Origin of the sequence: Clostridium sp. Marseille-P3244 (assembly GCF_900120155.1) — a bacterium.
Taxonomy (GTDB): Bacteria; Bacillota; Clostridia; order Lachnospirales; family Lachnospiraceae; genus Mediterraneibacter.
Genome location: NZ_LT635549.1, coordinates 1,323,919 through 1,337,438, shown reverse-complemented (window position 1 = coordinate 1,337,438; position 13,520 = coordinate 1,323,919). Strand labels below are relative to the sequence as shown.

18 protein-coding genes are annotated in these 13,520 nt (G+C 42.6%); 2 read left to right on the top strand and 16 right to left on the bottom strand.

Annotation, left to right across the window (positions count from 1 at the left end; genetic code table 11):
• Window positions 1-15: 15 nt before the first annotated feature.
• From BQ7367_RS08150 to BQ7367_RS08115, 8 genes are all read right to left on the bottom strand, one after another.
• Complete coding sequence (locus BQ7367_RS08150; protein ID WP_024726964.1) at window positions 16-225, bottom strand: AbrB/MazE/SpoVT family DNA-binding domain-containing protein; 210 nt, start codon at window positions 223-225, stop codon at window positions 16-18.
• 174 nt (window positions 226-399) lie between these two features.
• Complete coding sequence (locus tag BQ7367_RS08145; protein WP_072524984.1) at window positions 400-2,289, bottom strand: exonuclease domain-containing protein; 1,890 nt, start codon at window positions 2,287-2,289, stop codon at window positions 400-402.
• A gap of 10 nt (window positions 2,290-2,299) precedes the next feature.
• Window positions 2,300-2,872 carry a hypothetical protein gene (locus tag BQ7367_RS08140; protein ID WP_072524983.1) on the bottom strand — a complete coding sequence of 191 codons (573 nt, stop codon included), beginning with the start codon at window positions 2,870-2,872 and terminating at the stop codon, window positions 2,300-2,302.
• Window positions 2,873-2,961: 89 nt separating this feature from the next.
• Window positions 2,962-4,578, bottom strand: coding sequence for an IS66 family transposase (gene tnpC / locus BQ7367_RS08135; RefSeq protein ID WP_072524982.1), 1,617 nt, complete (start codon window positions 4,576-4,578; stop codon window positions 2,962-2,964).
• 142 nt (window positions 4,579-4,720) lie between these two features.
• Window positions 4,721-5,062, bottom strand: a complete 342-nt coding sequence (gene tnpB / locus BQ7367_RS08130) for an IS66 family insertion sequence element accessory protein TnpB (RefSeq protein ID WP_072524981.1) — start codon at window positions 5,060-5,062, stop codon at window positions 4,721-4,723.
• On the bottom strand, window positions 5,056-5,466 hold the full coding sequence (gene tnpA, locus BQ7367_RS08125) for an IS66 family insertion sequence element accessory protein TnpA (protein WP_072524980.1): 411 nt from the start codon (window positions 5,464-5,466) through the stop codon (window positions 5,056-5,058). The genes tnpB and tnpA overlap by 7 nt, the downstream gene beginning before the upstream one ends.
• Complete coding sequence (locus BQ7367_RS15010; RefSeq protein WP_072524979.1) at window positions 5,388-5,807, bottom strand: helix-turn-helix domain-containing protein; 420 nt, start codon at window positions 5,805-5,807, stop codon at window positions 5,388-5,390. The genes tnpA and BQ7367_RS15010 overlap by 79 nt, the downstream gene beginning before the upstream one ends.
• A gap of 25 nt (window positions 5,808-5,832) precedes the next feature.
• The gene (locus BQ7367_RS08115; RefSeq protein ID WP_072524978.1) at window positions 5,833-6,294 is read right to left on the bottom strand and encodes a GNAT family N-acetyltransferase; all 462 of its coding nucleotides are present in this window, start codon (window positions 6,292-6,294) and stop codon (window positions 5,833-5,835) included.
• A gap of 695 nt (window positions 6,295-6,989) precedes the next feature.
• Between BQ7367_RS08115 and BQ7367_RS08105 the strand changes: the two genes are divergently transcribed.
• Both BQ7367_RS08105 and BQ7367_RS14485 read left to right on the top strand, forming a co-directional pair.
• The gene (locus tag BQ7367_RS08105) at window positions 6,990-8,927 is read left to right on the top strand and encodes a recombinase family protein (protein WP_072524977.1); all 1,938 of its coding nucleotides are present in this window, start codon (window positions 6,990-6,992) and stop codon (window positions 8,925-8,927) included.
• Between the two features lies 1 nt (window position 8,928).
• Window positions 8,929-9,084: a hypothetical protein gene (locus BQ7367_RS14485; protein WP_159431642.1), complete on the top strand. Its 156-nt coding sequence runs from the start codon at window positions 8,929-8,931 to the stop codon at window positions 9,082-9,084.
• A gap of 53 nt (window positions 9,085-9,137) precedes the next feature.
• Here BQ7367_RS14485 and BQ7367_RS08095 read toward each other — a convergent pair whose 3' ends face one another.
• The 8 genes from BQ7367_RS08095 to BQ7367_RS14815 are packed head-to-tail and all read right to left on the bottom strand — an operon-like array spanning window position 9,138 to window position 13,149.
• Window positions 9,138-10,025 carry an endolysin-like domain-containing protein gene (locus tag BQ7367_RS08095; protein WP_072524976.1) on the bottom strand — a complete coding sequence of 296 codons (888 nt, stop codon included), beginning with the start codon at window positions 10,023-10,025 and terminating at the stop codon, window positions 9,138-9,140.
• A 55-nt stretch (window positions 10,026-10,080) separates the two neighbouring features.
• Window positions 10,081-10,437, bottom strand: coding sequence for a ribonuclease (locus BQ7367_RS08090; RefSeq protein WP_072524975.1), 357 nt, complete (start codon window positions 10,435-10,437; stop codon window positions 10,081-10,083).
• A gap of 16 nt (window positions 10,438-10,453) precedes the next feature.
• Window positions 10,454-10,762, bottom strand: a complete 309-nt coding sequence (locus tag BQ7367_RS08085) for a hypothetical protein (RefSeq protein WP_072524974.1) — start codon at window positions 10,760-10,762, stop codon at window positions 10,454-10,456.
• Window positions 10,763-10,775: 13 nt separating this feature from the next.
• Complete coding sequence (locus BQ7367_RS08080) at window positions 10,776-11,063, bottom strand: hypothetical protein (protein WP_072524973.1); 288 nt, start codon at window positions 11,061-11,063, stop codon at window positions 10,776-10,778.
• Window position 11,064: 1 nt separating this feature from the next.
• Window positions 11,065-11,376, bottom strand: coding sequence for a hypothetical protein (locus BQ7367_RS08075; protein WP_072524972.1), 312 nt, complete (start codon window positions 11,374-11,376; stop codon window positions 11,065-11,067).
• 10 nt (window positions 11,377-11,386) lie between these two features.
• Window positions 11,387-12,298: an Ig-like domain-containing protein gene (locus tag BQ7367_RS08070; RefSeq protein ID WP_072524971.1), complete on the bottom strand. Its 912-nt coding sequence runs from the start codon at window positions 12,296-12,298 to the stop codon at window positions 11,387-11,389.
• 3 nt (window positions 12,299-12,301) lie between these two features.
• A complete protein-coding gene (locus BQ7367_RS14480) occupies window positions 12,302-12,442 on the bottom strand; it encodes a hypothetical protein (RefSeq protein WP_159431641.1) in 141 nt (46 codons plus the stop codon).
• 17 nt (window positions 12,443-12,459) lie between these two features.
• Window positions 12,460-13,149, bottom strand: coding sequence for a carbohydrate-binding protein (locus tag BQ7367_RS14815; RefSeq protein WP_235837575.1), 690 nt, complete (start codon window positions 13,147-13,149; stop codon window positions 12,460-12,462).
• Window positions 13,150-13,520 lie beyond the last annotated feature (371 nt).

The following is a 13,520-nucleotide window of genomic DNA, read 5'->3' as shown; positions in this document are numbered from 1 at the left end:
GAATCTCACCATCCTTTAGGAATCCATTTCTGAAAAAATCCTTACAATATATTCTTTTTGCATTTCCTTTGGTAAGATTGCCAAGCCTCTTTTTTCATCACCTAAAACTAAAATTTCCATTCCCGGCTGAAGATCAAATAAATTTCTTGCTTCTTTCGGGATAACAAATTGACCTTTTTCTCCAATTTTAACCATCCATGCATATTTTCCGTTATTAACTTCCATAAGCGCCTCCCAAAGTATGATTTATATGAACAATCATACTTCCATCATTCAAAAAAGTCAATATACAATGTTTTTTCAAAAAAAGGAGTCCAATCATGAACTCCTATGGGCTATGGGCATCTCAAGATTCCATAGCACAACCATATCGAATTAAAACGTATTTGCAACAACAGTTCAATCGCCAATTTCATCAGCATACTTCCAAACATAACCACCTGCATGCTTCTGAACACCTTTTGCAGCATCTCGTATACTCTTGGAATTTACACCGGTTTCACGTACAGCTTGTGCAATAGTATCATATCGTTTGATTAAAGTCATATCATCCGTCAATTGCAAAATAGCACGCCCAGTTGTTTTCGTAGAAGTCTCAGAAATAATTTTTATATTTTCATTTTTTATCTGTTCTTTTTCTAATTTCTTTTTCTTAGCCTCTTGCTGTTCGTATAGCAATTGTATTGCTTTATCTCGTCGAGCTTCTAAACGACTAACATTTATTCCATTTTTTCTTTCACGCACAATGCCTTCGTCTAAAATATCTATTTCGTTTGCATAGTCTTTCAGTTTATGATATGCCATTGCATAAGAGTCATAAAGAACCGGAGCATCATATCCATTATATCTTGCCTGATCAAACAGTTTGATTGCATCTTCTACATTTCCCTCTTTACGGAGATTATCTCCTTTTTCCCAGAATGGATATCCTTCATCATAGCCATTTTCCCAATTATTTTTATTGCGAATACCAGCTAATGGAACTCTATTATGAATAGGCTGAATAATGATATCTTCTCTAGAGATTCGAGATTTATCATTAGAATTCTTTATGGTTTCCGAAACAACTTTCTCCGTCAATTTTCTCTTTTCAGCACTTTCAAGCAACGCTGCAACATCCATATCAGAAAGATGATTTAACATAGCTGGACTGTTTTTATGTTCTGCTTCATATCGCTTATTAAATTTAAAATAATCCAATGCTGACTTACGACATTTCGCATAAATGCTAAATAAATATGATTCCAACGGCTCCAATTCGAACGGACTATTGAAATATACTCTTACATAATCCGAACCACCTTCACTCATTGTACATGGCTCTATATTACAATTTAGTTTTCCAACACTTGACTTTTCAACAATAATGTATTTTCCCTTTTTGGCACATTTAAATTTCAAAATAGAATATAGGTAACTTACATCAACGTAATTGCTACTGTTTTTATAAAACCCTAACCATTTAGAATCACCACCTTTTTTCATGATGCAGTTCTGAATGTAAGCACATATCTCCATTTCTTCGTCACATGGTTTACTTTTTTCTAAATTTCTTAATCTTTTTTCTTCCTCTTTTTCTTCTATTTGCAGTAAGTTCCAAAGAATTTTCCCACATATTTCTGCATCTGTAACAGCTCTATGAGATTGATTATTTACAAGGTCAAAATACATAGCAACCGTATCTTGTTTATAGTTATGCAACCCTTTGATTAAACTACGCGAAAGTGAAAGTGTATCTACATAAGAAATTTTTCCATCATATCCAAGACGCATTAATGTTTCTGAAAGAAAATTCATATCAAAAGACGCATTATGTGCACATATAGTAGTTTGCTGTTTTAAAGCATCTCCTAGAAAGTCTACTAATTCTGCATACACAATACATTCTTTCGGTGCGTCTTTTACCATTTCATTTGTAATGTGATTAATAGCGGTGGCACTGTATGGAATAAAGACTTCTGGATTAACCAATGAACTATATCCTTTGATAATCTCTCCATTTTCAAATAAAACAGCTGCAACTTCGATTATCTTATCATTCATCGGACTTAATCCTGTCGTTTCAACATCGAAAGCAATATAACGTTTTTTCAATTCTTTAACTGTAGCGTAATCCACTTGCTTTTTATATGTACCAACGTATCCTCTTATCAATTGTTCTTTTACTGTTGGTTCCGCTTTTTGCGTGACCATATTCACTGTAGTTTTTTCTTGTTTATCTTGCTTTACTGGTATACTCTGTTGTGATTCTATTGCTTTTTTCTTGAATAATTTATCAAATATTCCCATCTCAAATCTCCTATCTTTTCCTCTGTAACATATGCACCATCATTTTGTGAAACATTTCCTGTTCATACTCATCCAAGTCCATCCCCATACTTTGAAACATCCCCATAACAATTCTTGACATATCATTTTCGTTAAAACTTGGCTTCTTCTTTTTCTGAAATATTGCCTGTTTTTTCATAGTGACTATTTGATTTTTTAATTCTTCTGTACTGATATCTTGTTGTGGTACATCATATTCTTTCTTAATATCTTTCAGCATGGACAGGAAAATGCTTTTGATTTTTTCAAGATCAGCCTCGGTTCCAGTAACCTTTTCTGCATTAAGTCTACGAATATCATGCTGTCCTTCGATTCTATGTTCCGGATGTTCCTTTATAAAATCTTTTATATTTGCAGTTCCTATATCTATAATTGCATTTCTACTAGCAAAACCAGTGTTATGAGCTTCTGTAAAATAAGCATTAACAATATCAAGAAGTACAGGAAAATATGGATGTTCTAACATTTTACTTAGTAAACTTCCATTTACTTTTCCTTGCAATAGTTGAAGCAGCGCTTTATTGGTCAGTCCTAATTCTTCCAACTCAACATTCCTTCGTAAGAGCCAAATAATAGTGCGGTAAAATATAAAATTACTCCATCCCTTTGCGAGTTGGAGTAATTCACTATAATTCACATGCGATTTTTGATAGATTGGAGTTTTTCATTCCAAGGTGCCAGCTCTGCAAGCTGTTCATCGGTCATATCTTTACCAGGCCGGTGTTCCAGCAGAAATTTAAGATATCCATAAATATTCAGCCCATGTGCTTTTGCCATTTCAACCATTGTATAGACTACCGCGCTGGCATTCGCTCCGTCCACAGAACTGCTGAACAGCCAGTTCTTCCGGCCCACTGCAAATGGGCGGATCGCATTCTCGCTGAGATTGTTGGTAAAGCTGCATCGTCCGTCTTCCAGATAGGTCTCTGCTGTATCACGCCGGTTGAGAACGTAATTCACCGCTTTCTCCATCCGGGTATTCCGGACTGGCTTCTGCTGATCGAGCCACGACCAGAAAGCCTCCAGAACAGGTTTTTCCTTCTCGAGACGCAGCTGCTTCCGCTTTTCATAATCACCAGGATACTTTTTGTTAATGGAGTCCTCAATGGCGAATAACCGGCTGCAGTACTGGACTCCCTGCACTGCCGGATGGCTGTAGTCATACTGTTTTCCTTTGGGGACGGCATCGATAAAGTATCGACGGATATGTGCCCAACAAGAGCAGCGTCTGATCCCTGGAAGATTGTTGTATCCCTGATATCCATCCGTTTCCAGGTATCCGCTGTAGCCTTCCAGGAACTCCCTTGCATGGCTGCCGCTCCTGGTCGGAGAATAGCCATACAAGATGATCGACGGAAGCCCGTCCTCGCCGCTTCGGAACAGCCACATGAATGATTGAGTCTGGGCTCGGCGCCCTTCCTCGTTCAATACCTGAACCCGGGTTTCATCTGCCATCGCAAAGCTGCGTTTCAGCAGCTCGCGGTGGAAGTAATCATACATTGGCTGGAAATAGTTCTGTGAACAGTAGATGATCCAGTTGGCAAGAGTGGTACGGCTGATCTGAGCCCCATACTGTTTCCAGTCTTTCTCCTGCCGGTAAAGGGGAAGCCCATTAGCATACTTCTGATACATGGTCCATGCAATAGTGGATGCTGAGGCAGGACCTTTCCCAACCAGAGCCGCCGGTACCTGAGACTTTACGATCACAGGCTTTTCCGTATCGCCGAGTCCGTCCTTGCAGGAGGGGCATCCGTAACTCTGGCTGTAGTATTCGATCACTTTACAGGTGGCAGGAATGAATTCCAGTTCACGGCGGACATACTCCTCGCCGATCAGGACCATCTGTGTGCCGCAGACCGGGCAGATCTGGTCTTCTTCCGGAAGAGGGATCACTACTTTTTCAACCTTCAGGCCTTTGAAAAGTTCCTCATGGGTTGCCTTCTTTTTACGGGGATGCTCCCGGATCACGGTCTCTTCTTCCAGCAAAGAGGAATCTTGTTCCATTTCCGCTTCATCGAAGAGATTCTGTTGTCCCGGAATGTCATCGGATCTTTTTTCACTGGATGAGCCGAAAAGCTTTTTGGTCAGATAATCTACCTGTTCCTGCAGCGCTTTCTCGTGACTGGATTTTTCGTCAATAATAAGACGGAGAGATTTAATCAGCTCAGTCTGTTCAGATATCATTGTTTTCAGTTGTGATACTGTATCTTTCAGCTCTCGAAGCTGGATATCTTTCGCACTGGAAGCCATCGTTTCTCTCCTCGGATTTGATACCTTTATTATACCAGAAACGGGACTTTTACTAAAGGAAAATGGCTCCTGAAAAATGCCGAATCTACAAGGAATTTCCGGATTTTTCTGTGCAGGATTTTTTGAGAAATCCAGATGCTTTTCACTCTGCTTTGAGGGCCTTGGGCTGGTCGATATCGATCCCCGACATCAGCCAGTCAAACTCCCGCCAGGAAAGATTCCGGACCTCCGACTGCTTCCTGGGCCATTGATAGCCGCCGCGGACAGACAACCGTTTGTAGATCAGAACGAAGCCGTCCGGTTCGCGGAACAAGGCTTTGATCCTGTCCCGTCTTCTTCCACAGAAAAGAAAGAGAGCACTGGACGACGGATCCATCTTGAGCTGGTCTTCGATAACAGCGCAGAGTCCGTCAATGGACTTCCGCATATCAGTGTAGCCGCAGACAATGTAGATCTTCTCAAGTCCGGAGATATCCCCTAACATGAGAGCTCCTGAAGCAGTCGGAATGTCCTGGTGAGCAGGACCGGATCTGCATCATTGCTGATGCGGACTGTGATATCCTTTATAGCAACTTCAATCGTATGTGAATTGTCAAGGTACGCGTTTTGCATCTGTGATGCTGTATGCTGTTCCGGAATATGATCCGGAACAATGTCAATGGGAACCACGTCCTGTTTCGGGCGGGGGACCTCAAGATGACCATAATTCGCAGCCGGGATCTGATCCGCTGCCGCTTTCCGACAGCGGCTGACCCAGTTGTAAAAGGTGCTTACTGCAATGTCGTTTTCACGACACCAGTCGGCATCTGTCATGCCGCTCTGGCGGCATTCATTGATAAGCCGGATCTGTTCCGCCATCGGAACCCGGGCTTTGCGAGTACCTGCCATAACCTATCCTCCATAATTGTAGTGAAATAGTCTAAATATCTTTCGACTACAATTATAGGTAAAACTTGAGGATCAGGAAATCCGCAGGAATATTTGGCGCTTACATTCCTTCTAATACGAACATCTGATATGCAAAGTAAATAATCCGTTGACACATTATAATATTCTGCAAATTTTATAACCAAATCATGACTGACTGATTTTGTTTCTCCACGTTCAATTCGACTTAATACCGATGCCTGGATATTTAATTCATCTGCAACTTCTTTTTGTGATTTCCCAGTTCCGTTACGAAGATCACATAATCTTTGATAAATGTTATCCGCTGGCAATGATTTCATAACATCATCCTTTCCATGTAACTTATTATTGCAATTCCATTTCATCATTCATCTTAGTGAATCCATATTTCTCATATAATGGTTTTCCCATATTTGTTGCTTCAAGAGAGATTGCATGTATTCCTCTCTGTTTTGCTTCAGCGACCAATAAATCCAACGTTTTATAAGCAATTCCTTTTCTTCGATATTCCGGCTTTGTATACATATTCATTATGTATGCCTTTTTGCCTGTTGGATTATGAAACGTAGGCATTACCTGAAAAAAACTTATCCCACCTGCACCAACAAATTCGTGACCATCAAAAACCAAGTATGCCACATGGTTATTTTCCAAAAGAGATTTTTGATAATATAGATACGATTGTTCCTTAACATAAGACATATCCATATCATCACTAAGCTGATTTGCAGCACGAAGAACGGTAATTCTGGTTTCCGTTAGTATTTCTATATCCTCAAGGACCGCTTTTTTATAATTCAATTCCATAATTGCTTACCTCAACAATAACTCAGTTTCTTATATCATATCGCATCTAACCCTCTACCACAATTGCAAATTTGCAATTTTTCATCCCTCCGTCATTGCCAAATTGCAATCGCCGTCAATATTCAAGGCACTTCAAAAATTCGTGTTATCCTCACCTTATCAAAAGCAGAAATTGCTTTCGCACCTTGACAATTAGAGAAACCGGAATCGGCGGTAAGCATATAATGACACTCACTTCTAAGATAGACGATCGGGGAGGCTCGGCACTAAAACGGCGAGTTATGGATAAGTCCATAAGAGGAACGTGAAAGACCGTTCACCAAAGAAACTGGAATCTCGGCTCAATCAATAAAGCTGCAAATGGGACTTGCACCAATAGGAACAGGGATTCATACAATAACGATAAGGCAGAGAGGATGTGATAACACTTGAGTAAACCAACCTATTATCTTTGGAAAAATGATTTTTCTACACAAGAAGATTTTGAAACAGCAAAGGAAAAATATAGGAAACTGGGATTTCGAGTTGTCACATATTTGGATGGGCAGAATGATAAGAATATTCACGATGGCTTAAAGGCAGTAATCAAAAATCACTACTGTAACACGAGCAGTTGATAAATTTTCTTCCTAAATATATTCTATATTTACATTATTCATGTTAATATATTTCATATAAAGAAAGGAAGTGAGTTTATGAATGTTGGATATGTACGTCTATCAAGAGATGATGACAAACGAAATTATGTTTCTATCGAAAATCAGAAATTAATTATTAGCCAATTTGCGGCAGAATGTAACATGGTTATCGACCGCTGGTATGAAGATGATGGCGTTTCAGGTTATATTTTTAATAGACCTGGACTTAACCAGTTAATGGATGATTTGGATAAAGACATTGATCGAGTGTTTGTAAAAGACCTTTCACGCGTTGGACGCCACAATGCAAAAGTGCTCCTTCTTTTGGAAGATTTTAAAGAGCGAAAAAAAGAACTGATTGTTGTTGATACAAATTATAATTCAGAAACCGATGATGATGATACAATCGGTATCACAACGTGGTATAATGAAAAATATGTAAAAGATATCAGCAGAAAAATCAAACGTGCTCTTGAAGCTCGTCAAAAAGAGGGAATATTGATGACACAGCCACCATTTGGATATAAAAGAAATGAAATAGACAAATCCAAAATAGAAATCATACCGAAAGAAGCAGAATATGTGAAGATGGTCTATGACCTTTATCTGAAAGGCTCCGGCTATCGCATGATTGCCAATTATCTGACTGAAAATAAAGTTCCAACACCTTCTATGGTTCGCCATGAGCGTGAACTGGAAGAAGGCAAAATCACAAAACGTCAGATTGCAACAGTGTGGTCTGACTCTATGGTCAAAGATATGCTTGGAAATGATTTTTATATCGGAACTTTACGTTTGCGAAAACGTGCTCGTTCTACTGTTCACGGGAAAGACAAACGTGTTCCAAAGGATGAACAGTATGTTTTTGAAAACCATCATCCAGCCATCATTGACAAAGCTTCTTTTGATCTAATTCAGGATATGAAGGAAAAACGTGTCAAGAACAATTATCGTGGCAGTCGTGGGCAATGGATTGGTTCTGAGATACCGAATCCATTTGGAAGTTGCCTCTTTTGTAAAGATTGTGGAAGGCGTTTGACTCCAATCAGAAGAACAACTTCCAGTAGAGAACGCAAATATTATATCTGTACCACATACAACACCAAGGGCAAACGTTATTGTTCAAAATCACATCTTATCGAAGAAGAAGATCTGATGGAAGATGTTGTAACTTACATCAAGCTCTGTCGTGATTCACTCTGCGAAGTTATTGCCACCTATGATATGAAGGATTTCGATTCTGAAAAAAGAACGGTTGAAGAAAAGCGTTCCGAAATTCAAAATCAGATTGACGAACGAAAGAAACAACTGAAAGTTCTTTTTACTCAGAAAGTTAGAGATTTATCCAACGCTCACGGGAATGAGGATATTGTCAATGAAACCTATGATGCACTGCAGCAAGATATTCTTTCACAGATTCATGGACTGGAAATGCAATTAAGTGAATTAAATGATACCAGTCTGGAGAATGAAGATGTAAAAGATAAACTCCAGAATGCATTACAAGTGGTTGATAAAATTATTGAAAATGGTATTCTTGACCGTAAGGATATTGAAATCCTAATCGAACGTATCGAAGTGGATGAAGATGGGCTTCCTGAAATCGAATTAAAATATGGTCTGTCTGGTCTGATCAAGTATAGTCCGGCACAGGAAATGAATCGTCGTGAGAACGAAATCATTTACCATACTATGAGACTGATTTATGAAGATGAAAGAGGTTACACCTCCGCAAAATATTTATCAAAGGCACTTACTGATTTAGGATATCCAAAATCCAAGAGAAGTGTATTGCCCTATATTGGACTCATGATGGATATGGGTATCGTAGAACCAAGTGATAACTCATTGAAACCATATACCATTGTTAAAACAAAAGAAGAATTACAGAAGGTAATGGATGATTTTTACCACGAAAAACTGGCAAAAAATAATGATGGATCAATATATGCCCATGATTTACATGATGTAGCGAACGACAGGCGGCATGCCTGAGATGGTATTTGAGTATATTCTGAAAGAAAACGGTATTAATCCGGAAACAGATCTGGAGATCAACCAGAATATTGACTTTGGTTCTACCGCTGCCGCTTTTGCGGAGGGACAGGGGGACTTCACCGTTGAAAATAATAATTTACCACACCCATTATAGCAAATAGAAGATGGTACAATATCCCACCCCGGAGCAGATGCCCCGGGGTATTGTTATGCAATATACATCTGTAGTCTGTCGACGGCCACTCCGGGTTCTCCGGCATATCCGTCCATGAGTCTGTTCTTGTCCATGTCCCTCTGGTACGGGTAATAATCCTGTCCAACTGGAGACAGGCGGTAATAGACATACTTGTCCCCGTTCGGGCTGTACAGGTACGCTTCCAGTGTCGCGATCGCATGTTCTCCGTCTCCGGCATATCCGTTCCAGTAATCGGAGAAGTCACATCCCATTACGAATTCGTGCAACACGCCGTCCACGGTCCTAACGCGGTATTTGATACTCCCTTTCGTGACCCGAATGGCGACCCCGTATATTTCCTTGCCAACGATTCCGGCAAAATTATCCCCTGAGCTGTCCGGTTCCAGGTTCTTGATTTCTGGAAGTACTACCCCATCTGCCAGCATAACAGCGTAATAGATATCGATGCCTCCGTTGTCCGCCTCAGCTGTCCCACCTCCGGATCCGGTATACCGCAATACGCAATCCCAGGGATAATCATAATAATTGTGGATATAAGCCTCCCGGCCCGTCTGATCTCCCGCCTGTCCATCGATAGTCCCATTTTCAGATATGGAGAACTCCGCAAGTAGATTATTCCCCAGATACAGGGCTACATGATCTGTATCGTTTAGCAGAATGTCACCCCGCTGTTTCGCCGTAGATGCCGGCAATCTTACCCATCCTCTTTTGGTCAGTTCTGAAGACAGATTCCCGGTATATGAAGCGGCTCCCGTATCGAATCCAGCCATCTGCAGAGCGTGTATAATCGCACTGCTGCAATCATAGTCTGGTCCCCAACGATTTATCTGACTGTAACCGTGGCTGTTATCATTGCACAGCTGTTCCATTGCCTGTGCAAATTGTTCTATGTTTGGCATAGAATTTCCTTCTCCTTTCCGTTGCTATGCCGCAACATGAAAAAAGAGGACGCTTTTACACGTCCTCTGGATTATTATTATTTTCCGGCTCTACTTCTTCCCATCGGGTTCGCCGCCACATTTCCGCCACTTTCTCCCATCCTCCTGTCGCTACCAAATAAACAATAAACGCAGCAATCACAGCCGCTACAATATAATACCATATAATCTTGATCTGCAAATAAATACACAGGATTACCACGGTAAGCGGGCAAAGGATTAAAGAGATCACCAGAGCCACGGCATTGGTCTGGATGTTCTTAAGCCCCGGCATCTCCTTAATTACTTGCGTAATTACACTTACCAAGAAGGCAAGCGCGCCGATCCCTATCAGCGCCAAAGTTACATACTGCATTAACTGTTCCATATTCATATTCTTATTCCTCCTTTTACAACCCAATCTGTGAAAATATAACACCGGCAACCGCACCGATCGCCAGCGTTAAGATGTACCATTTTACTTTTCTCCAGGTTTCTCCGTCCCTGTTTTCAAGAGCCTCCAGACGATCCTGATGTTCCTTTTGCTCTTTTGTCATAGTCTCTATAGATGTGGCCAAGCGTTCAACTGACAAAGTCAGGTCATAGATTTTGTTGGCCACTTTTTCGGCGTCTGAAATCCTGTAATGAATCCTTTTGTGTTCGTCCTGCATACGACGAACAAACTCTTCATGCTCTGCTTTTGTTACATATTCGTCCATTGGCCCTCCCTCCTCATGAAACTGCCACCCGGATGTCATGGATCAGCACCTCCGGCGGGATCTCGTACGTATACTCCAGCACGTAAGTGGCGCTCTTGGCCATCGGCTGGATTAAGGCGGTCAGGGTCACTTCACTGTCCGACACTTGCGTAATCTCGCATGCTCCGCTGGCTTCCACCTCATCCCCCTTTTTCAGGACATACTTGGCGGATGTGACCTCGAAAACGTGCCGATCTGCACTCCGGACACTAATGCACACGTATTTCTTCTCGCCCAACTCAAAATTAACTGTCTCTACCATTCTATTTAGCCGCCTTTCTGCAGCACTTAAACTGCGGGATATACTTCTCCGGCAGGACTTCCGCCGTGTGCAGCGTTACCAGGGACACGATGTACGGCAGGAGCACCAGCCGTGCCACCGTGTGTGTGTGGTACAGGATCTGCACCGCACATTTTAAATGTCCCCGGAGCCCGCTGTCTGATTCTGCCCAGATCTCGATGTCCTGGAGCCCCGGAGCTTTCGGGGCATAGCCCTCCCAGTATCCGGGGCGGTCCGGAATGGGCGTGAACTCCACCTCAGTAGAGTTAACAATGCCCCATACTCTAATAATCATATGTCCCTCCTTAGTCCGCCGGATCCACGACCTTAAACGTTATCTTAATCGTTCCACCGGCTTCCACAGTAGTTGCTTCTGCAACGACATCTGAGATGATCGGAGCCTGCGTATCCACTGTGATATGCCTCTGTACGGTCGTTGTCTTTCCAAGGCTGTCCTTAGCAACAACAGTAATCGTATTCGGTCCATCTGGCAATCCTGTGACCTGTTCCGAAAAAGCTCCGCCCTCTCCAATATCTGCCGCCGTACCGTTAATCGTTACTTCCTCCAATGTAACGGCTGTTGTGCCAGCTGCTGCGGTACCGGATACCGTTACAGTATTGCTGTTAGTTATAAGCCCTTCTACCGGAGATGTCAGGTTTAGTGTTGGCGCAGATGTGCTGATCACAAAGGTCACGGTGTCAATGTCGGATACATTACCATCGTTGTCACTTACCTGCAGAGACACTGAGTTTGAGCCATCTGACAGGTTGGTTGCATGGTATGTACAGGTCTTCTTTCCACCGGAATCCTGCCAAGACAGACCTTCCAAAATCTGTACGTTATTGATCTTGAATACCACGGACGCCATGTTCAGTCCAGAGCCGCCGGCGTCCTGGAGCTCCATAACAATATCCTGGGACGCACTGCCAAGAACACTGTCCTGTGTCGGGGATGTAATCGTCGCTGTCGGTTTCGTCTTCTCCAATACCCGGAATTCCAACTGGTCTCCATAGGTTTCGTCCGTGTGGTCCATAACGGCCTCATTGCCCGCCGCATCAATCGCGTGGATTTCCGCGGTAAAGACATGGTCTGGCTCGCCCCAGGACGATTCAGCGGGCGCACTGCCCTGGGCTGTCCACAGGCCAGTCCCTGAGTCATATGTGGCCAGCATCTTTACGCCGTCCAACATCACATAAGCTTGTGTTACTGCACTCATTTTCTACTTCCTTTCTGCTTGGATCGGATAGTCGTGAGGATAATCATATGGAAAATCTACCGGGTACCACAGCTCAAAAGTGATCGTGATTTGGTCTCCCACCTGCACGGTCGTCTTGTCCGTCTGCACGTTTTTTATCTCCATCCGATTCCCCGCCTTTCTTATTCAGCTTCTGTTACTTCCTGCCACAAGGCTTCTGAACCTTGCGCACCAGGTTCCCAGACATTGTTGTCGATCAGAGACTCCCACGTCTTTCCGTTGTGCGTCACCTGGTCACCAGTCATATACGGATTCGTGGACCCAGGTTGTACCCACTCTCCTATTCCGGTGCCGTCCTGCCCCGGGAGCACTTTTGCAAAGAGTGACGGTGCTGCATCCGGCGTCCAGTCAGCCTGTGATGTATGTGCCTGCAGAACCTTATACAACTCTTCATTATAGGTCAGATAAAAGTCTTTTTGATACGATACGCCGTTTCCATCCCATATAGGATAGATGGCTTTCACTGTAAGCGCCTGTTCATCCGTCAGGCTCTGCGCCTGGATCTGTGCCACAGCCACCGCTGCAGCCTGGACTTCCGCCTGGGCCTCCGGTGTCTTTTCCGGCTTATACATTGTTACGCCGTAGATCTGTCCGGTGTAAATTTCCGTGCGGTAAAAAGCCGTATACCCATCATAGGCGGCGATTGTCTGGCCGCGTTCCTGCACGACCATGTGAGCAGTACGGGTCGGATCCGAAAAGAGTACCCGGAGCTGTTCCGGGGTATTTCCGACGGTCAGAACTTGCAGATAATCCCCGTAAGGGTTTACCTGCTGGACATTAATTTCAGTTGCGTCGTTGAAAATAATCTTCATAGTATCATTCCTTTCTTTGTGATCTATTTAAATAATGCAGATTTGGCGGAGTTGTCCACAAAAACATCCGGTTACACATACTCGACCGACGAGGTTGTAATTGGGAAATGGATAGACGGACGGAATTTATATCGCAAAGTATTTAATGTTGGCCAGCTATCATCTGGCACTTCTACCGCTAGAGAACATGGAATTACTAATTTTGACAGAGCCATACATCTATACGGATCTGCCAGAAATACAAGCCTAGAAAGTCGTTTTACAGTAGGGCTTCCTTATCCCGCAGTTACGAGCACCCAGATTAATATTTCGCTCCAAGCCAATAACACAAATATCCAAATATACCATCCGTCTGATGCAGGAAATTATTC